Origin of the sequence: Metabacillus sp. 22489 (assembly GCF_052044855.1) — a bacterium.
Classification (GTDB): Bacteria; Bacillota; Bacilli; order Bacillales; family Bacillaceae; genus Metabacillus; species Metabacillus niabensis.
This window is the reverse complement of the sequence record NZ_JBQENT010000041.1, coordinates 16,658-41,606: the sequence shown is the minus strand read 5'-3', so window position 1 is coordinate 41,606 and position 24,949 is coordinate 16,658. Positions and strand designations below refer to the sequence as shown.

The window sequence follows — 24,949 nt, the reverse complement described above, 5'->3', positions numbered from 1 at the left end:
AAAATTAAATCAAAACATGCTGCTCTAAAAAATAACTCTTCTTTAACTAAAGCTACCCTTTACTTTAAGTACATTTCTTCACAATCTTCATTTATGCATCAAAATTGCCTTACTCAACTAAGTAAGGCATCTTTTACGTATTTCAAGTTTTACTTAAATAAATTAAGTTATTGTGGCTTCCCGTCTCTTATTTGTTCATAATTAATTAAATCAATTTTTATGTCTTTAATTTCATCGCTACCTTTAGCTTCTCTATCTGGCAATAAGTTAGGCATATCTATTTTTAATTTAATAAAGTCTGATTTCCATTCTGGCTTTTCATTTTGAGGATCAGCAACAATAACTGCTAATTTCATTTCATACCAAGCGTCAGACTCTTTTTGTGTATGATCAATTATTAAATCTACTCTTGCTACTTTTTGGACATTCCAAGTCATTTTTTGACCATATTTCTCCTGTATGATATTTTCAACTTTTGGTGAAATAATCATTAACAAAATATCCTCTGTCGTAGCATAGACGTTTTTTTTAATCTTACCTTCTTCGGATACCTTTGCACTAACTAAATTACCTGAACCCAAAATTAACGCTAACGAAAATAACATAATAATAAATTTCTTCATATGTTCACCTCTTTTTCATTAACGTTTGTCAATTACTAAAAAATTATTCTCATTAAATCTTGTTGAACTAACCTGCCCCTTTAGTTTAAGTGTATTACTTCACAATCGAATTAACCTATAGCGCAAAGTTTCGAATCAAAGAAACTCCAAAAGTGACAGTTCAAATATAATTGTATAAAATTAAAAGTGTCATAACTTAAAAGTTTTGATACTGTTTTTGTTGATCAGTAATATTAAGATATTGAATGGTGTCATATCTAAGTGTCGTAAATAAAACTATTTTAAGAATTTTTTTACATAATGAAATACAAGGGTGCGATAAAATAATCTCTTAGAAGTTTACTTGAACGAAAGCAGACCGTCCAAAATTTAAAGAAGTTATGGTCTTTATTAAAAGATGGTGATACTTTAGTTGTGACCAAGTTAGACCGTTTTGCAAGTTCAACAGTAGAGCAATTGAAACAGTATAGTTCTTGTTTGAGAAAGGAGTAAAAGTACACATTCTAGATGTAGGAATTGTCGAGGAAACACCAGCTGGAAGACTTATTTTTAACATTATGAGTTCTTTTGCTCAATTTGAAAGGTTTATGATTGTTGAACATAGTGAGGGAGGTAAAGCTTTCAAAGCAGTGTGGAAGTTTTCGAGAAGCTCGTCCTAACGAATATAGCAAAAAAAAACAGATTAATCATGCTTTAGGATTATTAGCAACACATTATTATAAACAAGAGAAGAACTTACTGCCATTTCAAAAAGTACTTTAATTGGAGCTAACAGAATACAAGCAGCTCTGAGAAAAAAATTAAGATTTATATACTTGTTGAGCCATTATGATAATTATTAGTAAATGCTCTACTGTTGTTCGATCCCCTATTTTCGTTCTCTAATGCAATACAATACTATCAATAAAAATCCCATTTCACTAAATGCGAAATGGGATATAATTCTATATACAATCTCTCTAATTTATCTCATAAAGAGACTCCAATTCCTATACTTTCTCTACAACTTACCCAACTGCGAAGGAAGCATCTGGATCGAATGATTCAACGCATCAAGCTTACTCTCAATTCGATTCAACAAATACAACGTCACCACAATTGGAAAGCCAACCTCGCCAATCACTGACAACCACTGCTCCATGTTCTCACCTCTTTTCATTGTTTTGATGGGGGACAGTCCCCCAACGTTAACCGTTGGGGACTGTCCCCACCACCACGCAAACACAAGTAAAATAAGGAATCTAGCTTTAAAAGTACACAAATGATCGAAAATAGGGACAGTCCCCAAAAAGGCATGGGGGACTGTCCCCACCTCAAACAAACCTACTCATACCAAGGCTCCATCCCCACAACAGCTGAAAATTGCCGCAAAATGGGGACTGTCCCCATTAAATTGTGTCCCCAGTAAATTGACCACATTACATTAATGCGATATCTGTTACGTTGCGTTCAACAATTCTTGCGCCTTTTTTTGTTACGTAGTCGCCGTCTTTTGAAACGAAGACGTTTGAGGCGAGAATTTCGTCCATTGCGGTGTTTAAGGCTGCTTGGTCAACGGGTTCAGCTGGGGAGTCAATGCTGATTTTGACTGTTTTTCCAGCTGTGTTTAAAAATTGAAGCTCAAGAGTTTTTGCCATTGATGTTCCCTCCTTTCCTTATTTAGCTTTCTTCATTTCCATTACGCATTGATTTGGTTTGAATCATTGCGTTCCACATATAGAAGTGGTGTTGATTGTAAGCTTGCAATCGCTTGTGCAGCTTGCAGCAATTGGTCTGGAGTTGCACTTGTTTTCACATTGCTGTAGCTTTTGCGCTTTGTTTTCGCCTTTCCGTTCTCATCCACTCCCATATCGAAGACAAGGCTTAACTGAGTTTCTAATAAAGTTTCAACTGCCATTCTCTCTCACCTCCTTCACCTTCTATATATAGAGAAAGTGAACTAGGAGTAGCGGGAAAATAAAAAAAGATTTAAAAAAATTTCTCTATATTTTAACGCTACTGCTCTCCTCGAAACTCCCTATTTATGAAATGAAGACTATTTTAAAAAAAGGAGCTAGTAAACATGGAAAAACTAAATCTCAAAACAATTAATAAGTACCAATCCTTCCAAACAGTCGAGGAGTTGGATGAAACAGTTCACAGGTTTTTGTCGAGACATGAAGCAAAATTGTCCTCTGGAACAAGGGCTGTTTTGCAATGCATTGTGGAGCACTCACGAAAGGTTATCGGTGTTTCATTTGCCAGCAACTATTACATTGCTGAACAGGCAAAGGTAAGTGTGAGAACAGTTATCCGTGCGGTTAAAATACTGCAGCAAAGGGGCATCATTAAAAAGATTCCGACAGTAAGAGCAAACGGAAAGCGAGCTACAAATATTTTAGTCATCCAACCCTTTCAATCATCCGAAAAAGAAATGATCAATAAAGAGGAAGATTGGGAACATTTTTAACAAAATAACACATTCAAACATTTGCAGCTGTCTCAAAAGGGACTAATGAATTCTTTGAGACAGCTTAATTTTTAAAAAAAAATTTTAAAAATGACGCTACTCTCCGATCCTTAACTCCCTATATATAGGTTGACAGGAGCTTTTCAAGTGCTGGACAAGCTACTGCAATTTCAAAAAAGGAGCTAAAGGGTATGGAAAAACTTACTTATGAAACAATTCAAAACTATCAATCTTTCGAAAGCACTGAAGAAATGGACATGGCTGTACGTGGATTTCTATATAAGCATAAAGGGGAATTATCAGAAGGGGATCTGAAGGTGCTACAGCAAATTTGGCGACATTCCGTTAAAGTGATTGGTGTTTCCTTTGCAAAATATGAGTATATCGCTGAGCAGGCGAATGTAAGTCGCCGAACAGCAATGCGTGCTGTGAAGAAATTTGTTGAGAAAGGACTCATGAAAAAAATTCCAACCGCGAGAATGAACGGCAAGCAAGGTGTGAATATCCTTGTCATTCAGCACTTTGCATCTATTGATTCTCTAAAAAACGATGTGTCACCGCATGCTGTCACTCCAGCTGACACTCCTAATAAAACAGAGAATAAGCAAGACTCACCCTGTGAGAAAGATCTAAAACCTAATAACGTAATAGAGCAAGTAGAGCCGTCACTAGAACAGCTAGATTCAAGCTACTTACCAGAATCTGTATCACCTAAATTTGTCGAAGCAGCAAAACCGTTCTTTCCTGCAATAGAAATTTATCGCCTTTGGCAACGAGTATTAATTGTCTATAGCAAAATGCAGCTGCAAAAGGATCTTGAGGACGTCATTGATAAGGTGATAGATGCTTTTAAACAAACGGTTTTTGCGAAAAAGCTTGGGAAAATCCGCTCAACATTTGCTGGGTATTTTTACACAATTCTCTATGCAAGCCTCGTTGTCGAAAAGCGCAAAGAAACAAAACACTTATTTTATGACTTTTTGAATGAGGGGGAATGATAAAAGTCTCCATGCATTTTTAGCAATTGTAATGAAAGAAGATAGTGTTCAAAGTGAATAGTCAAAGCATCGGAAATGCAAAATACATAATTAAACCGGGATTCAATCGATAAGCAGTCGGAGATTTTGAGGCAATATACGTTTGCCATACAAACGTTAAAAAGAGAAAGGCTTTTTACCCTTCTCCCTGTGTATCGTCGTTTTTTCGAGGATATAAAATAAATTGCATCGTTGGATAGCTATATGCTTGTTCATATAAATCCTTTAATGCTTTGCGCAGGGCATTCATCCTTTTTCTATCGGTTGCTTCAGCGAAGTAGTCTTTAAAAGGTGGCTTGTCCTCACAAATCGTAGCAATCGCGTGGTAATGCTTTTCATACCTTCGAACCTCAACCTCAATTTCATCTCCGCGCTCATTTTTAATTTGCTTAATCTCCCTTGAAAGATAATCCTGCATTTCCATTTGATTTCCCTCCTTCACTTTCTATCATTATGTAAATATTCATTTTCGACAATTTTCTTTCTCACTTATATAGTATTGGCTAAATCTTTTGCATGTCCTTTATGAAATAGATATTTACTTTGGAAAAATCAAAAAATCTCTATCTAGTGAAAACGACCTACCTTCCTAAAATAGGTAAATAGAGTGATTGAGCTTGCATAATAATGGAAGTAACATTTACCTATACCAAATTCATGGCAGTTGACATGAAAAGGGAGAGTGTGAATTTATGCAAAATAAATTTAAGCAACAACTAAAAGACTTAGTCTTAGAAAAGGTTAACCAGATTATGAAGACGTTAGATAAGGAAAAACAAATCGAATGCGTCCTTGTCATAAAGGACTTTTGCGAACGATTTGCCTTAGATGAACCAATCTTTCAACATTTATATGCTGCCTATAAAGAACAGATGACATCACTTGAGCTATATAGTCAGGAAATTGATATTTACTATCATCGTGAACATAACCTTCATACGTTAACATACTTAGAAAAATCTTTTACCTTAAATGACGAAACGTATGTTTACTTCCTTACGAGCTGTATTGAAATCGTACGGGAGGTTTTACCGTTAGGCACTGTTGTAGAGCTTGATGAGAATTACTTTAAACCGAGTCAGGAGCATGGTGTTCCCGCGAAAGTTGTCATAACAGGTAGATTTATTGCGCCAAAGGGCTATAAGACTTACTTCCCTTATTGTGGTGTCCTCTACCCATTCGGTGAAATGAGAAAGGATGCACAAATCCACTTCACCACACCTCTCATAAAAAATGTCATTCATCATGGCTATAAAGATGAGGCTGAGGAAGCACTGGAAATCATCATGAAAAAAGAGTTAATTATTGATAAAAACTTAAAATCTATTGAATTCTCTGTACAAGATATGCGAAAGCTCCAAAAGGAAATCGAATTAAAGCAAAATGCAGGTGAGCGATAATGGCTTTATATACCTATGATTTTTGTCACGATCTTCTATACGGTGGCTGGGATTCCGGCATCATCAATAACCTTGAGGACGCAAAGAGAGAAATTAAACAAAACTTCGAGGACATGGATCTCGAAAACGCCTCTGTTCAGGAGGAAATGCGTCAAATTATTGATGAAATGATCGCGGAACTTGACCAGTTAATTTCTACAATTAAGTCAGTCAATTTTAGATAAATTGAAGCTTCCATAATATAAGTATCTCATTTGTAGATCAAAACCTTAGGCAGTTATCTCCTACTTTACTTTTTACGGTTCACATCTGTTTGAGGTGGAGTGGCCTACTGCCTTCCAATATTAAGGAAAGGACGTGCAAGTATTTGGCGAAACCAGATATTAAACTGGATATCAACGAGCTCCAGGCTGCATTGAACTCACTACAAAGCGGCATTGATGACTTTAAAAGCTACACAACAACCTTCCGAAATAGTACAAGAGACCAGTTAAAGAGCTTTAACTCCGACTTCATCGATAAGCTAGACGGTGTATTGGACAACATGAACGATGACATTAATACAAGTCTCTTAGAAAATTTGGAGTCGATTAAAAAGGTCGGAGAAAAGATAATTGAAGAAATGCAAAGTGCAGATGAACAAATAGGTCAGAAGATAAAGAGTGGTACATCATGAAACGTGATTTAAAAATCAATTACGGAATATTGGACGGGATTATTGAACAGCTCCACACATATAAAAATGCCCTCGATACGATGCACTCTTCATTAGTAACGCTAGTAAGCTTTATCCGGAACAACTACGCTGACAGCATCGACGCTTGGGATGATGTTGTCAAAGATTCAAAGAAGCATATAAAGGATTATCAAGGCCAAATCGGTGACCTTCTATCGTTATTTGAAGGCTATGTAGACGACACAACTGCTTATATAACACCACTTGCCCGAAATTCAATGATGCGAGTCGATCGCAATGATATTTGGGCCAACTTGTGCCAAGTAGAATCTGGGGTTACAAATAATGTCCCAAAGGCGATTAATATCATCTATAATACCCCGTTTTCCTTTGCCTTTTGGGACGACCCAACGGATGAAGAAAAGGAAAGAAGTCGGGCAAATAAGGAAAAGCTTGAGTATATTCGTGGCGAGATTAAAGCATCAAAAAGTATCCTAGAAGGAAAAGTGGACGCCTTATGGAATCTATATGATAACAAAATTGTCCCATTTGAAAACACCGATGATGCCTACAATAACAAAGCCGCAGATGTTAAAGACAAATACACAGACTTCTTTGAAGGAGTAGTAGATGTCCTAAGCGGAATCGGGAATGCGGTATCAAGCTTCGTCGAAGGCTTAGTTGATGGTATCATTGATATTGTCGTTGGACTTGTTACAATTATTGTCGAGGCAGGAATCGTCGCTGTCTCCAATCAAATCCCAGACTTCGTTGAGCCAGACATTCTCAAGGACAAAGCGAACGAAATTAAGGATAAATACAGCGAAATGGTCGTAAATGCGGTTGAAGACCCATTCAGCATATTGGAATCACTCGGCCAAGGTGTTACCGATACAGCGGAAGAAGAAGGCATTATGTACATTGCCGGTAATGTGTCAACTTCGTTTATTCCGTATGTTGGTGTACTTGGGAAGGCCAAGTGGTTGAAGGCTGTTGATAATGGGAACGGACCGAAGACAAAGCCGGTATCAGATGGAATTCAAGCCAAAGTGAAGGACCTTGTAAATAATAACAAGGCATTTGAAGGGATTAAGAATGGTGCTATCGAATTTGTAAGTGGTGTAAGAAATGGTGCAATTATCTTTTTTAATGGGGTGTTTAGAACTAATAATATAGAAGATAGACTGGCTACTGTAGGTGTACCTTCTGATATGAAAGTACCTTGGAATGTCTTGGATAATAAGACTATTCAGGATGACATAGTTGCCCCATTGAAAATGGCCATTGATAGAGTAAATGGTGGGGGGAAAGGTGATAAGGATGGTAATAAGGGTAAGGATGAACCTAGAGTAGAACCTGGTTCAACACCAATTGAACATAGATATGCTATTGACCCTGAAACCGGAAAATTAATTGATTTTGATTGGACGTCAACAAGGAGAGTTGACCCATTAAAAGATGCTCATATCCTTGAAAGAGTTAGTGAGATAAAAAGTCGTTTATCCAAAAAAGTTTTAAAAAAGGGTGGGAATTTTGGTTACGCTGAGGTGGATATTCCTATTGTAGAACAAAAAGAATTTTATTCATCAAGTCAGGTTGACATTTCCTCTGGTAATCCAAATTTAGAAGGTTTCTCATTAAAACCTGAAAATCCCACTTTTAGAGCTACTAAGGCACCTGATAAGAAGGGAGATAATTTTGTAAGAGAAACGGATACAGAATACAAAATATTAAATGATTTAGCCGAAAAAATCGGAGAAAATAATAATGTTACAGGAAATGTAAAATTGTTTACAGAAAAAGATACGTGTGGAAGTTGTAATAATATAATTTCTCAGTTTAAAGAAAGATATCCAAATATAACAATTGAAGTAATTCATAATGGTGGGGAACTAATAACACCAAAAAACATGTGAAACATAGGAGAGTATTGAATATGGACTTAAAATGGGAGTATAAAGAATTAGTTGAATCGTTTATCGAAGATTACTATTCATATAAACAAAATAATATGAGTAACCGTGAAGCTCTAGCTAGAACTTATAATGAATATGAGACGGTTATAAACCAAGGAGAAATGGAAAAAGCAGTTATAGAGATTCTGTATGGGGAATTTTTACTAAAACAATCCAAAGTACTAATTACAGCAAAAGAAAAAACAAAAGAAGAATTGCTTTCTATAGATTTTACTAAGCTTAGAACTGAATTAACAGATGATGAAGTAAAAGAATTAATAAGTCGCAAGGATAATATTTTATTAAAATTAGACGAAAAACCTTTAGATTTTTGTTCTGAAGCAAGATGGTATTATCAAGAAATTAATGAAAATGTGAAGGAATTTTTTGAAGCAGAAAGTTTTGAAAGTGACAATGTGGGTCAAGTAGTTAATCATGTTTTAAAACGATTTGAAAGAGACTGTAGGAATACAATGAGCGAGAATATTACAATAAAAGTTACGTTAGCTGAGTTGTTAATCAAGAAAGGGATTAATGTTCAAGAAGAGCTGAACAACATACTAGATGAACTAAAACAGTTTAATATAGAAGATGTCGGGCAACAGTTATCGAAAGAAGAAAAAGAAGATTTAACGAGGAGAATCAAGAATTTATTAATTTTGTAAGGGATTTAAACCTATGGATAAGTCACGTATAGCATCCGACATAAGTGATGAATATTATACGGCAAAATTTTATCTGTACTCTATACCTGATACAACATTCCTTAGAGTTTTAGAAAACATGTCGAAAGGTATCGGAACTAGCTTAGATTACTTACATTGTGAGTTCCCAGGAGATATTGAAGAAGATGAAGGGCCATTTGAAGGAGTGCGATTTAGAGTATTGGATGACGATGGAGTCATGCTTGATGAAGAAAAATTCTTTAATTTATTAAAAGAAACTTGCAAGGAATATTTAATGGATTTTTCACAAGATAGAGAGACAGTTCAACGCCTGTTGAACAAAATAGCTTATAAGCTATCTTTAGAGTAAAAGGGTGTGATAATACTCTTGTAAAAGTGAAGTGAAAATTGCAACTACTTTAATTGAAATTTGTTATCTAGATTTTTATAATAATTTAATGACAAGAACGAGCGATAAACATACTAAATGTCATATTAAAAACTTAGAAATGTATAATGAAACAGGTAAATTATGCTAATGAATAATTATCATAATTTACCTGTTTTTATTTATTTTTTTATATTTTTCCATTCGATTAGAAATAGCTGGGAAAACTAAATATTGATGATATAATTATTGAGGTTTAATGGTATGTTAAGAGAATGCTTTGCTAAAAGGGAAGACTTAAAGAAAAGCCATGTAATTTGAGGAGTAGAAAATGAGCTTTGAGATGAAACCTGAAATCAAGACAGTTTTGGAAAAAATTGAATTTGTTGATAGGTATAGAGCATTATCTGAACAATTTGAAGGTAATCCCGATGATATAAATGATAGAATTGAGAACTATGAAATAGAGAAGGTTAATGAAATATTTAATAAGTTGGGATATGATGCAGATTTTGATGACAAGGAGAAATTTTTTAAAGTAGGGGTTTTAGATAATTCACCGAATTATATGATATGGTTTAATATAATTTTAGAATATGGAATGACTGAATTTATTTGGGTTGTTTATCGTAATAATGAGGTAAGATTAGGAAGCCCTTGGAGTGTTTACTCAAGATTATTAATTGATCCAAGTGAAAGAATAAAAAAGCCAGTTTATCGAAGTTATAAGGAATTAGAAGAGATATTAAAAGAAGCATTTTTAATGTATGAGGATTTTAAATATGAGTTAATCAATTTTTTATAAAGAACAGTAAAAGAAAAACAAAATTAAGATGAAGCAATACCTTGATAGGATAAGACCTCTCAAGGTATTTTTAATTTAAGTAATATAATTATCATGTTATATACGATATCTTATTGACACTAGATGAAGTTTAAGAAAAGCAACCCCGAATGGATATATATAAAGAAGATTACAAGAGTTTTTGGAGGATAGTAGTAATGGACTGTACACTATTTTTAGTCACAGAATTGGACGAGGAAACACTGAAAAGAAAGATTTATAACATAATGTGTGAAGCAGTTGAAGATAAAGTGACTAACTACGAGAATTTTTCTCGTCTTAGCTGTAAATACTTCACACTTGATATTGAAACAGAGGATATTATTAGTCTTGATTTTTTAAAGGAAGAACACGGAATGGAAATTAATGCAGAGGTTGGAATTCAACTATTTGGAAAATCATTTGAGGAAGGATTAGAAGTGTTGTTTAAAATATTCGGGAATATTTTGAAGGAATTTAATCCTGACATGGTGTTTGTGGAAAATGGTACAGATCAATTATTTAGAAAAGAAAATGACACGGTGATTATAAATGAAAAATTGGATCAATATCAGGAAAAATATCTATCAAATGAGATAATTAGCTTACTAAAATTCCCATATATTTACCAAGACTTATCAAACTAAAACGAGGTCTTTTGGTGGTTACTCAGAATAAACCACTTTCCCTTTCATTATTACCAACATAACCTTTGTTCTATCTGTAGGAATATTTCACCATTTTTTAATGTAGGTATAGAATGTCTAGAATAAATTTAACGGAACAGGACAATTATGGTCAGATATCACCATAATTGTCCTGTTTTTTTATAACTACTTAGATGAAGATTGGCAAGAGGAAGACCATAAATTTTGTCCTTAATTATTAAGGTTGCATCAGAAATAGATCCTAACTTAGCATATACATGAGACACCTTGTTTTTAAAAGTAAAAATGGTGCAGTGGAAATCATAGTTAAAATAATAAGGAGTAGTTTTGATGAAAAACTATGTAGAAAATGTGACTAATAATGCGAAAGTTGCAATAGGATTAGCAGTAGCTGAAAAGATGTTTGAACTACTTAATATAAATGATAATTATAAAGAATACAAAATTGGTAGAGAAGCATTAGATAATTGTTGGAAGTGGCTTGAAGGAGGAAATATAGAAGCTGATGATTTATGTAACTACATAGATAGTGAAGATTATGAGGATATAGCTGAATTTGCCAGCAGCGGGGAAAGCACAAAAGACATATATGCTTGGTACACTGCTTTATATGCTGTTTCATATACAACCAGACAAGCCTACAGAAAAGAGGAACAACTACCCACCACAAATAGTGGAAAGTGTAGATGATGAAACATTAATAACATTTGTTGAAGGTGCGGTTAAGGCTGAATTCTTAAAAATTGGGATTCTAGAGAAAGTGAAAAAATACTTACTAGAAAAGTATCCTGCTGGTAGTGATTTGGAAAGTCTCACTATTACAAAAGGAGAAATAATGAAAATGGTAGATATTAGATTCGGCACTGATTAGTTAAAGGTATAAGACTAGAGTAAGGAAATAGATAAATTCACAAGGAGGATGCAATGATAAACCAAAAAAAATTAGAAATGGCTTTTAAAAGATATAGCAAAAATTTTGTGGATGGAATCAAATTTGAAGATGTTAAAGAGAAATATAATGTCAGTAGAAGAAAGATTGAGAAAATTGTTGAACAAAATGATACTGAGAAAGATCACATACTATTAATAAATCTAAATAAAATTTTCTCCTATCACTTGTCACAATGGAAAAACGATGTATTAATAGGCGGTGGAAACAATGCAGTGGGATTAAAGAACATGCAGAAGGTCTTATTTTACCAGTGCATGGGGCAGGATCTTTATACAACCAAGTATCCTGAGATGATTTTGGGATATACCTTTAGAGAGGTCGTTCTCACATTAGTTCATTTTGCAATGTATGGATGGGAGAAAGAAGAAAAGATATTATATGATTTTATGGCTCATCACTTCGGTGAACATTTAATAGATGCCAATGAAGAGAATAGACATATTTGGTTTCTGCTTGAGCTGTACTTGCAGTATAAAAATAAAACAATCATGGGAACGAATAAAAAATTGCATCTAGCCGTGAAAAATAAGTTTAAAGAAGCTGAGCAGCGATGCGACTCAATCCCTGATGACCTAAACATATATGATGAAGTGCTTGAACGTTGGTCGACTAATGATTTAGAAGAAATAGAACAACTAATTTTGAAAATGTCGGAGTATCATTCCTTATTAGCTTCTGAAATCGGAGAGCTAGGTGAATCTGGTGATTTCAGATACGGATTTTATCCTTTTGAAATCTTATTCTTGATCCATGTAAGGAAACAACTAGGGTTACCAGTACCTAATGAAATTGATCATTTTCTGTTGAATACTCCAGAAGCGAAAATGGTGTTTGAAGAACGTGAGTCATACCCTGAATGGGACACCGCGCTTCAAATGGTCGATCAATTTTATCGTAAAAATTACCCGGAATATATTCCTAACAAGCATGGAGATTTGTTTCAATAAAAGGGAGGAAGCTAATATGCCTGATCGAGGGATAGCACAGGTTATATTCCCTGATAGCAAGGATTTGGAAACGTTTTTGAATGAGCAAGGAAGTTATGACCTACACGAAAACCTATTAAAATATGGATTGAAGACGAAAAAGTTTTTATACGTTGACTATAAAGGTGAGCAATACCAAGAAATTGTCAATTTTATTCTTGATTATGAATTTGCCCACCAAATTGAATTAGCAACAAAAGAAGAACTCGAGAAATTAGAAGCATTTAATTATGAATATTTACCCGAAAAGATCAGGGAGGCCAACAAAATACTGTCACCTAAGGGGTATGGACTACTTTCATATCCGAATTCGGGCGACTTCTTCGCACTATTCATTGGGAAATTAGAAAACATAACAAAATGGCTGCAAGAAGAAGTGCTTCTCGATGATAGAATCCCTTTTCAAGAAAGGTGTATCAAGTATTACAGATAGACTACGATTGTACGTCTTCAACCTTGACTCCAAAAAGGAACTAATGAAAGCATATATTAATTTGTTTAAAACGCACTTTGTTGATTAACTTTTTAGTCAAAAAGGGAAAAGTTATTAAATTTGGCACACTAAACTGGAGGAATTATCATGGATGGTAGTCAAAATAACATCATCGTACTACTACAGCAGCATCAATTATGGATTGATACAGTTGGAAAGCAAGGGTCTAAGTTAATGCTTGATGAAGAAGATATGAGGAGCATTGATTTGAAAAATTATCCTTTAGATCAAGGATATATAACAGAATGCATGTTTCATAGTATGGACTTGCAAGGGAAGGACTTTCATTATTCGGTCTTATGCTCATCAAAGTTTATTTCTGCCAATTTAGATGGAGCAAATTTTTATAAATCTGACTTATCATATACGAATTTTTCAGGAGCAAATATGTGTTATACGAAGTTAGCGAAGGCGGATTGCTATGAAGCTAATTTTCAAGGAACCGACCTATCAAATTCAAATTTGATAGCTTGCTTGTTTCATGATGCAAATTTACAAAATGCTATTTTAAAAAATGCGGACATAAGTGTAGCTTCCTTCAAAAATGTACTCCTAAATGGTGTGAATATGTCAGGTGTAAGGGGAATTGAGGAGGCAATGATAACAAGTATTAATATTGGCACTATTGATAATCCGATGATTCTAAATAATGAGGAAGCTAAAAATTGGATGAAAGCACAAGCCGTTAAGTAAAATCAGCTGGCAGTATTTTATATCAATTCCTAAGGGTGGAGACACAAGGATGGAGAAATATGTGAAAATAGGCATAAAGCAAGATGACATTGACAAAGTAACGAATGATGTTGAAGCATTGTTAAATGTTCGATTCACAAAACATGAGAGTAGTTACTGGGGGTTGTATAATTTGGTACAACTATCAGAATCAGAAGAGATAAAACTTGGATATAATTATGTAGATGATGATTGGAGAGAAGAGGATTATAAAGATTGTCCCTTGATATTAGAGTTAAATAACTTGCAACAACCAGAAGAGATCGTGGACTTACTTTGTGACAATCTTCCATATGCTATTCCTTTGTATATGAGAGTGATTACCCCAGGAGTTTCGTTAAAGAAGTATATTTTTGAAAATGGACATACGAAACTAGTTTATGAATATTTCAAGAAAAAATAAAATGGAAATAATTGGTAGGTGATATACTAATTTGAAGACGTCTTTTTTTAATATAGTCTCCTTAAGATACCAGTAGAAAGTAATGCAGAGATTGAATTAGACATCATGCTTTTAATTTCAACGAGTGAAGGGTGCTAAACATGTATAAAGATTTAGATAACCTACTATCTGCCGAAACATCAGTAGATTCCTGGTATGACGATGGTTGTATGATTGCAAGTGAAATACTATCAGAGTTTAGCACAGAAGATTGGCAAGAGCTAGCACGAAAGGTCCTTACGAAACCTTTAGAATGGCAAAAGAAGCTAGCTTACTGTCTTGATAGCAATTGCACGAACTATGAACTTCAGATTCTATTATCATTACTAAATATTCAAGATGAAGAGCTATTTGTAATTTGTATTGATACACTAAGAAGCTATACAACACCAGAAAGTATAAAAATAATCGCAGAGAATCATATCATACTAAAACGAGTAAATGAATTAATCCCCAAATCAGGAGTAGTTGTTAAGAAAATTCTTGAAGATTTTCTTGTGAATCTTCAACAATAGTTGTACTTACCTTAAGTCTATATAGTTTTTAGTAACCAAGGGTAGCCCGATGATTTCTTTATTAAAAGAGCGAGAAAACTTGTTTTACATTGAAGTTGTTTTAAAATGCTTTCTTTAAAATATAGATAGAAATGAGGAAATCTAATTGGATGCTGACATTAGAGTAAGTTCCTTACCATCTGAGAATCGTAAATTGTTTCAAAAGGTGAAAGATCAGACGCTATACAAAATGATAAGGTTTAGCTGGTGGGAGAGTCATGAAGCAATGGTGCAATGTGGGATTGTTGAAGAAGACGTATTCTCATTAACTGCAGGACCTGTGTTAATGTATTTTCATTCTGGGTTAGTTATAGGGGCAGCAAGTGACCCAGAGCGAAATTCAGTTCTTATTTGGGTGGAAAGAGATGACACAGGCTATGTATCTGATGATCCTATTGAAACTGATACTGATTTATTTTCGATTAATGCCTTGGATAAACAATATAGCAGCTCTTATTGGCGTCAAATCGTAGGGCATAGGATTGAAGAGATTAGTATTATTAAGAGTATTCCGCAAAATGCATTGCTTGCTGAATTGGCTAATGAGGTTGGTGTTGAGTTCGTTATGGATAATGGGGAAAAAATTATCCTGTCCCATGGTCTCCACAACAATTCGGACGATTTTTCAGTGATAACAGAGTCATATATAGATAGAAGAATATTAGAGAATTTAAAGTGGGAAAATTAAAGGATCAGAAAATAAATGCTATGGTGGACAACGATAATGATAATGAAAAAAATCGAACAAAAAGAGCTAGATTTATTGATAAGCGATCATAATAAATATATAGATTCTGCACAAAAAATGAGCTAGAGGGTAAGAGGTTAATTTTAGATGAAATAGATTTCTCACAAAACGACCTATCAAGGTTAAACTTTGTAAATGTATATATAACAGGATGCATCTTTCATAATAGGGTATTTGAAAATATTAATTTTGGAGGAGCAAAATTATATGATTGTAAATTTAGTAATATTACCTTTAGAAATGTAAACTTTGGGAAGGCTGTTCTGGATTTTAGTCACATCGAACATTCCACTTTTGAAAATTGTACACTTCGAAAAATAAACTCAAATGAAACGAAGTTTGAAAAGATATATTTTAATAGTTGTAAATTAGATGATGTATTTGCCTATAGTGTACTTAATGATGTGGAATTTGAAAATTGTGAGATTAATGGAGTGGAATTTTGGGAATGCATCATTAACAATTTAAAATTTTTAAACAGCGAATTTGAAATGATAGTATAAAAAAGATTAACATAGGAACCCTTGAGCAACCAATAATCGTTAATGGAAACGAGGCTGTGAAGCTTTTTAAAGGGGCTGCGGAAGGTATTTAGATGCTATCAGATTAGGGGATAATAATGGAATTGTATACGAATATATTCCTAGCTACTTATTTGGAGAAAATGGAGATTATTGATATCGTTTCCAGGTTCGTTATCGGTGTTGTAAGTAGTTCAAGTATACGAACCGAGCTTACGGAAATGTAAGACCGTAGTTAAATAAAAGCTATTACTCTGAAAAATGGTACCTGAGCTTGTAAATTGTCCGGATGGAAATTACGGAATACCTTAACATAGTCACGTACGAAAAGGACTGTGCCATGAATTTTAATGTAAATTATAAAAGTATCAAAGATTCCGTCGTTTATAGCTTTGAAGAATATGTAGAGGAAGATGGATTTACAGCATCACAGTCTGCAGCAAAAATATTTGAGGAAGATTGGAGACAGCTCAACAAAAATTCTTTTACACAGACACCATTTTATAATGTGTTGCCATTGAGAGTTTTAAGCTAAAAGAAATACCAGACTTTATATATGAAAAATTAGATTACTATTTTAACAGTATTGAATTAAAAAGTGATGAACATAAAGAAGAGGTAAATCTAGTATTGCACAATATTCATGAATGTAGACAGTTAATGGAAAGTCAAGACTATAAGGTGACAAAATCAAGCTTTAGTGCAAAATCTAGAATTGAATATATTCTTAGTTTGAGAAGTCATAATTACGAATGAAATAATTTGATAATTCATGAGGATATAATGATGAGAAAATATGTGAAATTGGATGTTCCTAAAGTAAATATTCACCCTTTAAGAATAACTGAAGGATGGAAAGTTCAGTACAACAAATTTTGGGAAATAGACCCGAAGACTCTAGATTCGAATGATGATCGTTGGTTTATGTTTACTGATAGCTTATTGCAATTACATCATGAGAAAGCATCAATTACATTAGACTTAGGTTGGAGCCCTGATATTTCCCCCGAGGGCCATTACCTAGTATTAATTGTAAAGGATTCGGACTGGCAAAGCCCAATACGTGAATTTACATCAAACGATTATAAAAAAGTAATTGAATTTATTGAATTAAGTGTAGACCAGATTACTTCGAGTTGGTGGAAAAACTAGAGAGCATATGATTGTAGAGGTTGTCCCAGCCACAAGGAGATAAAGATATGAATATCAAACCAAATACGCAGGAATTAATACAAGTAAGTACTGATCTAGGCATCGCCATCGATGTAATAGATGAGAACGAATCTAAACAATTCATCAAAAGAGTGATTGATACATATAACCCCACTAAAATGACCGGGCACTTATCGATTGGTGAAGACACTGAGACAATTCCATTAGAGGGAAACGAATTTTCCTATTCAACATACTTAAAAAGGGAACCTGCTTATCTTTTCTTTGATCAGGAGGGACGTGATCGGAATACAGTTGTTGTAGTGAAGGATGCGAAAATGATTGGTAAGCTAATGGAAAACTCATATGGGATGGAGTATTTTGTATCGAATGAAACAACGGATTTTTTGATTGCTGTAAATTGGTATGTAATTGAAATTGCGGGTTCAGCAATAGAACCATTAACAAAAGAACCGAAATCCTAGGCCGACAATTTAACCTATTTGCTAGGAGGGTCTAACCTCTTGAAACAAAGAAATTCTTGTAGATTGATAGAGTCAGTATAATAGTACCTTTTAACCCACTAAATATATTGGTAAAATTTGTAGAATAAGATCGATATTGGGGTGTATTGCTAAGCATAACATTATATTCCCTTTTTAATAGAATTGGAGGATTTACATTTAATGGGGTTTTTTAATCGTTTTTTTAAGAAAGTAGAAGAAGTGAATAAAGGAGAAGCTGCTTTGTCAGAGCTTGAATCTGAGCTTTACATTGAGTCACCAGAGGAAGAAGCAAGGAATTACTGGGTGGAAATGGCACAGAATATTATCGTAAATGTCGTTAAGGCAACTGACAACTCAGTAGAGCGTGCCTTTGTCCTAGTAGACATGAGGGAACAGCCTTCTTTTGATATTTTTTATCAAATAGATGGCAGGTTAGTGATGTGGAATCAGCTTGAAGATACTAGTATAAAAGAAAAGCTTGAAAATGAATTATTACCGCAAGCACCCGCTGTCGCTTCTGCCGTAAATGGCAATTTTGAAGAAACTGAACACGTTAAGATTGCCTACGCTGAGCTACAATTTGAGTGGGCAACTGGAGCGTGGTTTTCTCATATCATTTGGGAAGACGATGACAATGCAAATCTACCAAAGAAAGAAATCCTAAGTCAATGGTTCAATACCTTGAGTACTGAAATTAAAACTCAACCATTAGACAGTGATGCCAAACTTTCATGGTATCCATGAAAATATGTGGACGGTTCTCATGCTTCTTTGGAAGTAAAAGAACCGTCCACATTTTGTCAAAGGGGGAATAAGTTGTGGAACGTCCAGGAGCAGTATCTCTATGGTTGGGAAATTGTAAAAATGAAAACTTTCTAAGACAATATGTTGATATAAAATTTGATGAAACTGGTGAGAGAATTCCATCGACATTTATGAATGATTTTAAAATCGACTTTACAGAGTACAACCAAGATTTATTAGAATGTACATTTATTGATCCCCCTATATCTTCACTGTCAGAGTTACTAAGGAATGCTTCATACTCGGATACAATAATAGATGAACTTGTAGACTTTTATGGCCCACACTTATCCGAACAATACAATGTTGCAATACGATTATATGACTTCGAATACCCGGAAACGGTTGAGGAAGCAGCACTTGATGGTAAAAAACTGACTTTTATTGGTTCGGTAGTTTATGAGGAGTAACTATATATCGACATTTATGAATAAATGACTCCTCATAATATAAAATGTAAAACAGCGTGTTAGCTATCAGATGAATGATTAGAACGTTCTGAGCAATGAAATGAGGGAATCCTTTGGAACGAAAAAGCTTAATTAAATCAATAAGGAATGCAATAAAACAGGACGATCTTAACCAAGTAAAGCAATTACTAGATAAGAATGATGAAATCCTGAACACGATGACTCCTTTTGGTACATGGCTGCATATGGCTGCAAAGAAAGGGCACCTAGAAATCGTTAAGTTTCTAATTGAAAAAGGGATAGATATTGATGCTAGAGGTGGTACATTCGATGCTTCTGCATTAAATCAAGCAGCAGGAGCGGGACATTTGGAAATCGTCGAGTATTTAATAAATGCTGGTGCAGAATTAGATGTAAGCCTAGCAAAAAGAAATCCGTTATTTAGAGCGATTTATGGTGGGCATCTAGAAGTAGTAAAATGTCTAATTGAAAAAGGGATAGATGTTTCGATGAGATATACTGGAGAGAATATCAAGAATATCGATGCATATGAATATGCTAGACAGTTTGGGAGAACAGAAATTGCTGAATATATACGGGGAAAAATGGAGGATTAATTACTAATAGGCACGAATAGGTATCTCGAATAAATCAATCTAAACGAAAAAATCATTAGAGTAGTTGGGGTAAGAAATATATGGATTATGAATTGTTTGCAGAAAGTCCATTACCTTATCAATCATTAGCAGACATGATTCGAAAACAATTAATCAAGATTGTGAATGATAATGTATCCATTCGCACCGATGAAGAAGAAATCATAATCGGAACAGAATTTTTTTCATTAGCTCTAGAAATAGATGATATTTCAAAAATTAATACTATTAAGGCTCTTTCTAAAAGATTGTAGTTTATAGTGCTAACTATATAAGGGGTGATTGGAGCGGAAGTGCGAGACTCCTGCGGGATGCGTGGGAGAGGTGAGACCCCGCAGGTGTTTACACTGAGGAGGCTCACCACCCACCCCGCGGAAAGCGAGTACTGTAGCGGAATTCACCCCAGAACGACAACACTGTAAAAAAGTAACATAGTTGGAGAAAACAGCCTTTATCAAAGAGCATTATAAGCTAAATGTTAATGTATGCATAAGAGTTCAACTGTTTAATCAAACGTTTGTTCAAGGTTTAGAGTACTTATATAGGGTTATCGGGAAGCTTATGAAAAGAATGCCTGGGGATCTGCTGTTTTTAGAAAGCGGTTCAGAGCAAATACTTAGAAAAGAGAATGGGACATTAATTGTCAATTCGAATTTAGATGAATATCAGAAGAAATATTTAACTTCAGATTTGCTTCGTTTCCTTGACCATAAATATATGAGAGAGAAATTAACTAATTAAATATGGAAATGAATTGGGGGAAGCTGTTTGTCAATCGTAGAAAAAAATAAAATAGATGGAATCGGTAAAAGTAAAACCGAAAATAAAGTAGCACTTATGATTGCAGACCATTTAGATTGGGAAAATGAACTCGAACATTTAACATTGCTACAGGATAAGCTTAATGCTTATATATCATTTATTGAAAGTGGACAAGTATATAGTGTTTATCCAGAGGCAAAGTCAGTAGATGGATTTATTTTTGATTTAAGATGTAAGTTTCCACTAACTGAAAATGCCAAAAGATTAATAGAAGTTTTTAGAAAGAGTACACAAGATTTAAAAATTGAATTTAAAGTGTACGAAGCATAAGAGAGTTCTTTAGGAATTGGAAATATGTAAACTTCGGCGATAAATGTATTTTTATATAATCATTGCTGGAAATAAAAAACGTAGTTCCCATTCAAGAATTACATTACTACATCAAAGATACTCTTTGGTTTACCATACATATCGTTTCATATATGCAGAAAGGAATTATGATATGGATGATCATATGTTTTTAAAGCATCATAAATGGGCAGAATCTGCTGGTGAATTTGGAGAGAAGCTGGAAAGTGTGTATGAAGAGTTAACACAACTCAACCTTTCAGGGATAAATCTAAGTTGTTCAGAGATTGTAAATTCAAATATGAACAATTCATATTTTACGTACAATGATATGAGTGATTGCTATTTTTTAAGTACATCATTCGATGAAGCGAACTTTTTAGACTGTTTACTAAGTAAATCAGTATTTGCTTACACATCTTTAAAACATGCAATAATAAAAAATTGTCTGTGTATAAAATCATCGTTTGAATATGCCGACCTTAGCTATACCGACATATCTGAATCTGATTTAAGAAGGGCATCATTTCGAAGTGCGAATTTAAGCAACGCAACATTTTCTAGTGTTGATTTAACAAATACTTTACTTGATGGAGCACATCTCTATGGTACGAGTTTTAAAAAAGTAAAAGGGATCGATGAAGTGCTCGCCGATCATATTTTTGTTGGAACAGAGGAAAAGCCAATAAGGTTAGAAGGCGATGAAATCAAAAGTTGGTTGATCCAGAATAGTAAAGGATAACTCTTAATAAACAAATAATTCATTTAGTGCAATTCATAACTTTAGGAGAAACAATAGTGGATAAATATCAAATTGCAAAAACCATTAGAGACGCTATAAAGAATGGCCAACTCAACCTGTTAAAGGATTTACTTGAGGATCATCCCGAAATGGTAACATGGATGACACCCTTTGGCACATGGCTTCATGTTGCAGCGGCTCACGGATATTTAAAGATAATTGAATATCTACTAAACGCTGGGATAGATATCAATGCACAAGGTGGAACCTTTTCGACAAATGCCCTTGAAAGAGCTGCTGCAAAAGGGCATGTCGATATTGCGGAATATCTCCTTCAACATCATATTGAGATTGATACTAGTAAACCAGATAGAAATCCTTTGTTTGCCGCGATATATGGTGGTCATTTTCCTATTGTTAAATTGTTAGTAGAGAATCATATAGATGTATTTATAACATACTCTGGTGACAACATGAAGGAAATGGATGCGTATGCATTTGCCATTGAAAGAGGACAAATAGAAATCGCAGAATATATAAAGGGAAAGATGGATGTAAAAGCATAGAAAGAACTTTTGAATAAACAAGCAAAACATTTCAAGCTCTTTATTATATCTAGATTTAAAATTAACCTCCTACCACAAGAAATGAAGGATGCCGATATTCCAGCACCCCATACAACTGTACTTAGACAGAAAGCGAAACTCGCTTGCTCATATCTATTCCATTTTGATTCACGTTCAATTATTCATTGATTCTCTTTATTTGGCTTTGCCCAGATTAAATAAAGATACCCTAAGATTGCACGTTCTTGCTTGGTAATGCTCAAATTGGATTGCTTGACTAGAGCTAGGATATCGCGGTTTTGGTGGCAGCCGAATGCTTTCACTGCGAGCTTATCAAATTTCTTTTGAATCCAAGCCAGTGTTGGGGTGGAAGATAAACCGTGTTCCATAAGTAAGATCTGTCCATTCGCTTTACACCATTTATTGAAAAGATTTAATACATGGACTGGGTTTTCATAGCTACAAAAGGACCCAGATGAAACAATCGTATCAAAGGAATTATCAGGAAATTCAAGGGACTCAACATCTGACACAATAAATTTTGCTCTAAAGCCATAATCTTTTGCAGATTCCTTAGCATGTTCAATCATTTTAGGGCTGAAATCCACTCCTACATACTCAATATCTTTTGGGTAAAATGAGAAATTCATTCCAGCTCCAACCGCTACCTCAAGAGTGTCTCCTTTGACAGCTTGGAAAATGTGACTTCTCCATTTGTTATTCTCTTGGTTTTTCCGCTTTTTCGAATATTTTACAGCCTGTTGGTTAAACTTTTGAATTAATTGTTTTTTCTCCACGATGTTTCATTCACCTCCTACTATCACTATATCAACAAATTTGTTCTGTTATCCGAATTTTAAAAATTTTTTCATTATCGTATGCAAATTTATATAAACAAAAAAATGCCTTTACCATCATAGGTAAACGCATCCTTGTTTGACTATTTGTTACCTGTTTGCTTTTCATTCCAACAACTTCTTTCGGTCCGTTACAAGAGGAGGCTGCTCGAGCCATTCTTTTTCAATTAAAATGTCAAAGGTGTCCTTTGCGTAATTCATGACTTCTGCAATGATTTTGCTATATTGGGCTGTTAAATCTGTTCTCATTGTTACAGACATGGCGTGTGATATGAGGCTGATGTCTACTGAATTTAGCATGTTAATAAGAGCAAAAATCAGCTTATCCGAAAATGGTGAGACAGTTGACGAAGTTACTTCCATCCCAACAGTAACTGTGCCAAGAAGATCCTCCGCCATCATTAAGTCGTTGAAGAATTGGATTTGTTTTTCACTGATCGATTTTCCCCTTAATATGTGATTTTTTAGTTTCTTATCATTGATGACTTGGGCAAAGCCTAACATGATAATGACAGAGAAATAATTTCTCTCTATGTTAAAAAAGATCTCGGACAATTCGATTGCATTGAGTGGACGTTTTTTGCCAACGAATCCGTTAAGGAAGGAGCCCTTTTGAACGAACTCAATTTCCTTAGGGTATTCCATTTTAGGTGGGCGGTCATAAACTCCTTTTGAGAGCATTAATTTTACGGCTTTTCCAAACATCTCAGTTGTTGTATGTATACACTCAGTAAAGAAGTCTAGGATGTCTAATCGAACATTGTTAGAGGCAAAATAACTAAAGTTTATCATCCCAAGTCGATTTGTCATGTAAAGATAACTTAGTGTAAACACATCGTGAAAGAGCTGTGGGGCAGCTAAATTTACATCACCTTCTGAAAAGCCTTCTGGTATCGGGAAATTTTCCTCAAGAAAGATTTGTTTTACCTTTTCTAATCTCCCTTCAGAAATATGCAATGCCTCTTCGGCAAGTGGCTTGATTTCCTCATCCTGAAGGTGATGCAGAAAATATGTTAAAAATTGAACATTCATACTCTCCTGATTAAAAATTCCCCAAAGCCCACCAATTTCTGTGCACGTTAATTCAATATTGTGTTGTTTATTATGTGGTTCCAATAACGATCCACTCCATCATTTTTAGTTATAGTATTGCAAACTCCAATCATTAATAATCTTTAATTTCCATTTTTTTAGAATGAGATTATTTTTAGATATAATTTGAACAAACCTTCTTCAATAATATGGGGAGATAATTGGGCGAATAAAGTGATTACTTATATAAATATAGAAATACCATTGAAGGGGCAGTATCTGAATTTTTAACGGGCCGTACAATGCGACAATTGGCTTAATATCAAGCATTATAAAGGTAGACTCCTTTAAAGTTTCTCGTTGGAATCGAAATTATACGGTTCTTTATCTTTTAGGTGTAATGGTGTATTTGTTTTTATTGGAATGTTTACATAGATATAATTTTTTGTAAGGCAAAAAAATTGCTGCGTAAACCCTTGTTGGCGAAGCGAATATCGTTAATAATTGGTATGAGGTAATATGGAAAAACATTGTAAAAGATTACGGATACCTCGGTCTTTATTTTTTATTACAATTGAATGAGAGGGCTTAAGATGAGTGTTTCAATTTATTACACAGCAACACGTAAACAAAAGCTAACAAAGGAAGAGCAGGAAGCTATTAATCAATTCATTATCGATTATTCAGTTGATGAAGAAATCGAAAAATATATCAATACGGGTGAAGGATATAATTGGACTAGCTTTTATGTCTACGACAATGAAGCTCCTACAGAAGCGGATGTTATTTTTGAAGGTGCAACCCAGCTACCTAATAATAGCGAAGATGCTATGTGGGAAGGTGTTCAGCATTGGTCCGCCTTGCTTTCGCAAATTCGCTCTGTTGTCCCAGGGGCAAAGTGGCATGTACATGTAGATGACCATGAGCTTGTGTGGGATGAAGAGCATTTGGAATATGATCTTTCGAAATAAATGAATGAAAGGCATTTGTTGCTTTGTGGAA

The 24,949-nt window shown here is 34.4% G+C and carries 38 protein-coding genes and 1 pseudogene; 32 read left to right on the top strand and 7 right to left on the bottom strand.

All coding sequences use genetic code 11. The features are described 5' to 3' along the window. Window positions 1–167: 167 nt before the first annotated feature. A complete protein-coding gene (locus ACTJJ9_RS20110; protein ID WP_145583121.1) occupies window positions 168–623 on the bottom strand; it encodes a DUF3888 domain-containing protein in 456 nt (151 codons plus the stop codon). 245 nt (window positions 624–868) lie between these two features. Between ACTJJ9_RS20110 and ACTJJ9_RS20105 the strand changes: the two are divergent. After that, window positions 869–1,465 (top strand): annotated as a pseudogene (locus ACTJJ9_RS20105) (recombinase family protein). 158 nt (window positions 1,466–1,623) lie between these two features. Here ACTJJ9_RS20105 and ACTJJ9_RS20100 read toward each other — a convergent pair. The 3 genes from ACTJJ9_RS20100 to ACTJJ9_RS20090 all read right to left on the bottom strand — a co-directional run bounded on the left by ACTJJ9_RS20100 (window position 1,624) and on the right by ACTJJ9_RS20090 (window position 2,520). After that, window positions 1,624–1,764 (bottom strand): YvrJ family protein, encoded by a 141-nt coding sequence (locus ACTJJ9_RS20100; protein WP_145583123.1) that lies wholly within the window; start codon window positions 1,762–1,764, stop codon window positions 1,624–1,626. 277 nt (window positions 1,765–2,041) lie between these two features. Further along, on the bottom strand, window positions 2,042–2,260 hold the full coding sequence (locus ACTJJ9_RS20095; protein WP_095303286.1) for a DUF2922 domain-containing protein: 219 nt from the start codon (window positions 2,258–2,260) through the stop codon (window positions 2,042–2,044). 41 nt (window positions 2,261–2,301) lie between these two features. Continuing rightward, entirely contained in the window at window positions 2,302–2,520 is a 219-nt protein-coding gene (locus ACTJJ9_RS20090) for a DUF1659 domain-containing protein (RefSeq protein ID WP_145583126.1), read from the bottom strand. Window positions 2,521–2,685: 165 nt separating this feature from the next. On the opposite strand from ACTJJ9_RS20090, the gene ACTJJ9_RS20085 reads away from it, so the two are divergent. Both ACTJJ9_RS20085 and ACTJJ9_RS20080 read left to right on the top strand, forming a co-directional pair. Then, window positions 2,686–3,072 carry a helix-turn-helix domain-containing protein gene (locus tag ACTJJ9_RS20085; RefSeq protein ID WP_145583128.1) on the top strand — a complete coding sequence of 129 codons (387 nt, stop codon included), beginning with the start codon at window positions 2,686–2,688 and terminating at the stop codon, window positions 3,070–3,072. 191 nt (window positions 3,073–3,263) lie between these two features. Continuing rightward, entirely contained in the window at window positions 3,264–4,070 is an 807-nt protein-coding gene (locus tag ACTJJ9_RS20080; protein WP_145583130.1) for a helix-turn-helix domain-containing protein, read from the top strand. A 175-nt stretch (window positions 4,071–4,245) separates the two neighbouring features. Here ACTJJ9_RS20080 and ACTJJ9_RS20075 read toward each other — a convergent pair whose 3' ends face one another. Further along, window positions 4,246–4,533: a hypothetical protein gene (locus tag ACTJJ9_RS20075; RefSeq protein WP_186324250.1), complete on the bottom strand. Its 288-nt coding sequence runs from the start codon at window positions 4,531–4,533 to the stop codon at window positions 4,246–4,248. A gap of 268 nt (window positions 4,534–4,801) precedes the next feature. Between ACTJJ9_RS20075 and ACTJJ9_RS20070 the strand changes: the two genes are divergently transcribed. The 28 genes from ACTJJ9_RS20070 (at window position 4,802) to ACTJJ9_RS19935 (ending at window position 22,058) form a co-directional block, all read left to right on the top strand. After that, window positions 4,802–5,509 carry a DUF4176 domain-containing protein gene (locus ACTJJ9_RS20070; RefSeq protein ID WP_145583132.1) on the top strand — a complete coding sequence of 236 codons (708 nt, stop codon included), beginning with the start codon at window positions 4,802–4,804 and terminating at the stop codon, window positions 5,507–5,509. After that, a complete protein-coding gene (locus ACTJJ9_RS20065; RefSeq protein WP_095303281.1) occupies window positions 5,509–5,733 on the top strand; it encodes a hypothetical protein in 225 nt (74 codons plus the stop codon). Before ACTJJ9_RS20070 ends, ACTJJ9_RS20065 begins: the two co-directional genes overlap by 1 nt. Before the next feature lie 143 nt (window positions 5,734–5,876). Continuing rightward, window positions 5,877–6,185, top strand: coding sequence for a hypothetical protein (locus ACTJJ9_RS20060; protein WP_145583134.1), 309 nt, complete (start codon window positions 5,877–5,879; stop codon window positions 6,183–6,185). Next, window positions 6,182–8,101: a deaminase domain-containing protein gene (locus ACTJJ9_RS20055; protein ID WP_145583135.1), complete on the top strand. Its 1,920-nt coding sequence runs from the start codon at window positions 6,182–6,184 to the stop codon at window positions 8,099–8,101. Before ACTJJ9_RS20060 ends, ACTJJ9_RS20055 begins: the two co-directional genes overlap by 4 nt. 20 nt (window positions 8,102–8,121) lie before the next feature. Next, a complete protein-coding gene (locus tag ACTJJ9_RS20050; protein ID WP_145583138.1) occupies window positions 8,122–8,805 on the top strand; it encodes an Imm3 family immunity protein in 684 nt (227 codons plus the stop codon). Window positions 8,806–8,818: 13 nt separating this feature from the next. After that, window positions 8,819–9,175 carry a ribonuclease toxin immunity protein CdiI gene (cdiI, locus tag ACTJJ9_RS20045; protein ID WP_145583140.1) on the top strand — a complete coding sequence of 119 codons (357 nt, stop codon included), beginning with the start codon at window positions 8,819–8,821 and terminating at the stop codon, window positions 9,173–9,175. Between the two features lie 349 nt (window positions 9,176–9,524). Further along, window positions 9,525–9,998: a hypothetical protein gene (locus ACTJJ9_RS20040; RefSeq protein ID WP_145583142.1), complete on the top strand. Its 474-nt coding sequence runs from the start codon at window positions 9,525–9,527 to the stop codon at window positions 9,996–9,998. Between the two features lie 197 nt (window positions 9,999–10,195). Next, window positions 10,196–10,663 (top strand): hypothetical protein, encoded by a 468-nt coding sequence (locus ACTJJ9_RS20035; RefSeq protein WP_440768840.1) that lies wholly within the window; start codon window positions 10,196–10,198, stop codon window positions 10,661–10,663. Between the two features lie 351 nt (window positions 10,664–11,014). Then, entirely contained in the window at window positions 11,015–11,374 is a 360-nt protein-coding gene (locus ACTJJ9_RS20030; RefSeq protein WP_145583147.1) for an Imm6 family immunity protein, read from the top strand. A 234-nt stretch (window positions 11,375–11,608) separates the two neighbouring features. Then, a complete protein-coding gene (locus ACTJJ9_RS20025) occupies window positions 11,609–12,583 on the top strand; it encodes a hypothetical protein (RefSeq protein ID WP_145583149.1) in 975 nt (324 codons plus the stop codon). A gap of 16 nt (window positions 12,584–12,599) precedes the next feature. After that, window positions 12,600–13,055, top strand: coding sequence for a hypothetical protein (locus tag ACTJJ9_RS20020; RefSeq protein ID WP_145583151.1), 456 nt, complete (start codon window positions 12,600–12,602; stop codon window positions 13,053–13,055). 147 nt (window positions 13,056–13,202) lie between these two features. Next, on the top strand, window positions 13,203–13,808 hold the full coding sequence (locus ACTJJ9_RS20015) for a pentapeptide repeat-containing protein (protein WP_145583153.1): 606 nt from the start codon (window positions 13,203–13,205) through the stop codon (window positions 13,806–13,808). Window positions 13,809–13,857: 49 nt separating this feature from the next. Further along, complete coding sequence (locus tag ACTJJ9_RS20010; protein WP_145583155.1) at window positions 13,858–14,250, top strand: hypothetical protein; 393 nt, start codon at window positions 13,858–13,860, stop codon at window positions 14,248–14,250. 140 nt (window positions 14,251–14,390) lie between these two features. After that, the gene (locus ACTJJ9_RS20005) at window positions 14,391–14,804 is read left to right on the top strand and encodes a hypothetical protein (protein ID WP_145583157.1); all 414 of its coding nucleotides are present in this window, start codon (window positions 14,391–14,393) and stop codon (window positions 14,802–14,804) included. Between the two features lie 145 nt (window positions 14,805–14,949). Continuing rightward, window positions 14,950–15,531, top strand: coding sequence for a hypothetical protein (locus ACTJJ9_RS20000; RefSeq protein ID WP_255451957.1), 582 nt, complete (start codon window positions 14,950–14,952; stop codon window positions 15,529–15,531). A 95-nt stretch (window positions 15,532–15,626) separates the two neighbouring features. After that, window positions 15,627–16,094 (top strand): pentapeptide repeat-containing protein, encoded by a 468-nt coding sequence (locus ACTJJ9_RS19995; RefSeq protein WP_440768842.1) that lies wholly within the window; start codon window positions 15,627–15,629, stop codon window positions 16,092–16,094. 116 nt (window positions 16,095–16,210) lie between these two features. Then, window positions 16,211–16,339: a hypothetical protein gene (locus tag ACTJJ9_RS19990; RefSeq protein ID WP_255451958.1), complete on the top strand. Its 129-nt coding sequence runs from the start codon at window positions 16,211–16,213 to the stop codon at window positions 16,337–16,339. Between the two features lie 113 nt (window positions 16,340–16,452). Beyond that, the gene (locus ACTJJ9_RS19985; protein WP_145583159.1) at window positions 16,453–16,647 is read left to right on the top strand and encodes a hypothetical protein; all 195 of its coding nucleotides are present in this window, start codon (window positions 16,453–16,455) and stop codon (window positions 16,645–16,647) included. A gap of 248 nt (window positions 16,648–16,895) precedes the next feature. After that, window positions 16,896–17,264, top strand: coding sequence for a hypothetical protein (locus tag ACTJJ9_RS19980; RefSeq protein ID WP_440768839.1), 369 nt, complete (start codon window positions 16,896–16,898; stop codon window positions 17,262–17,264). Window positions 17,265–17,311: 47 nt separating this feature from the next. Further along, entirely contained in the window at window positions 17,312–17,749 is a 438-nt protein-coding gene (locus ACTJJ9_RS19975) for a hypothetical protein (protein WP_186324251.1), read from the top strand. A 201-nt stretch (window positions 17,750–17,950) separates the two neighbouring features. Further along, on the top strand, window positions 17,951–18,514 hold the full coding sequence (locus ACTJJ9_RS19970) for a hypothetical protein (RefSeq protein ID WP_145583163.1): 564 nt from the start codon (window positions 17,951–17,953) through the stop codon (window positions 18,512–18,514). A 74-nt stretch (window positions 18,515–18,588) separates the two neighbouring features. Beyond that, window positions 18,589–18,984 (top strand): immunity 22 family protein, encoded by a 396-nt coding sequence (locus ACTJJ9_RS19965; RefSeq protein ID WP_145583166.1) that lies wholly within the window; start codon window positions 18,589–18,591, stop codon window positions 18,982–18,984. Window positions 18,985–19,097: 113 nt separating this feature from the next. Further along, the gene (locus ACTJJ9_RS19960) at window positions 19,098–19,601 is read left to right on the top strand and encodes an ankyrin repeat domain-containing protein (protein ID WP_095303048.1); all 504 of its coding nucleotides are present in this window, start codon (window positions 19,098–19,100) and stop codon (window positions 19,599–19,601) included. An 80-nt stretch (window positions 19,602–19,681) separates the two neighbouring features. Further along, a complete protein-coding gene (locus ACTJJ9_RS19955) occupies window positions 19,682–19,894 on the top strand; it encodes a hypothetical protein (RefSeq protein WP_145583168.1) in 213 nt (70 codons plus the stop codon). Window positions 19,895–20,075: 181 nt separating this feature from the next. After that, window positions 20,076–20,381 carry a hypothetical protein gene (locus tag ACTJJ9_RS19950; RefSeq protein ID WP_095303045.1) on the top strand — a complete coding sequence of 102 codons (306 nt, stop codon included), beginning with the start codon at window positions 20,076–20,078 and terminating at the stop codon, window positions 20,379–20,381. A 27-nt stretch (window positions 20,382–20,408) separates the two neighbouring features. Then, a complete protein-coding gene (locus ACTJJ9_RS19945) occupies window positions 20,409–20,732 on the top strand; it encodes a DUF6572 domain-containing protein (RefSeq protein WP_095303044.1) in 324 nt (107 codons plus the stop codon). Window positions 20,733–20,904: 172 nt separating this feature from the next. Then, the gene (locus tag ACTJJ9_RS19940; protein ID WP_186324252.1) at window positions 20,905–21,492 is read left to right on the top strand and encodes a pentapeptide repeat-containing protein; all 588 of its coding nucleotides are present in this window, start codon (window positions 20,905–20,907) and stop codon (window positions 21,490–21,492) included. 56 nt (window positions 21,493–21,548) lie between these two features. Continuing rightward, window positions 21,549–22,058 (top strand): ankyrin repeat domain-containing protein, encoded by a 510-nt coding sequence (locus ACTJJ9_RS19935; RefSeq protein WP_145583172.1) that lies wholly within the window; start codon window positions 21,549–21,551, stop codon window positions 22,056–22,058. Between the two features lie 182 nt (window positions 22,059–22,240). On the opposite strand, the gene ACTJJ9_RS19930 is transcribed toward ACTJJ9_RS19935, so the two are convergent. Both ACTJJ9_RS19930 and ACTJJ9_RS19925 read right to left on the bottom strand, forming a co-directional pair. Then, window positions 22,241–22,855, bottom strand: coding sequence for a class I SAM-dependent methyltransferase (locus ACTJJ9_RS19930; RefSeq protein WP_145583174.1), 615 nt, complete (start codon window positions 22,853–22,855; stop codon window positions 22,241–22,243). Between the two features lie 165 nt (window positions 22,856–23,020). Beyond that, on the bottom strand, window positions 23,021–24,031 hold the full coding sequence (locus ACTJJ9_RS19925; protein ID WP_145583176.1) for a DUF3231 family protein: 1,011 nt from the start codon (window positions 24,029–24,031) through the stop codon (window positions 23,021–23,023). 509 nt (window positions 24,032–24,540) lie between these two features. Here ACTJJ9_RS19925 and ACTJJ9_RS19920 point away from each other — a divergent pair. Continuing rightward, window positions 24,541–24,918: a hypothetical protein gene (locus ACTJJ9_RS19920; protein ID WP_145583179.1), complete on the top strand. Its 378-nt coding sequence runs from the start codon at window positions 24,541–24,543 to the stop codon at window positions 24,916–24,918. The last annotated feature ends 31 nt before the right edge of the window (window positions 24,919–24,949 follow it).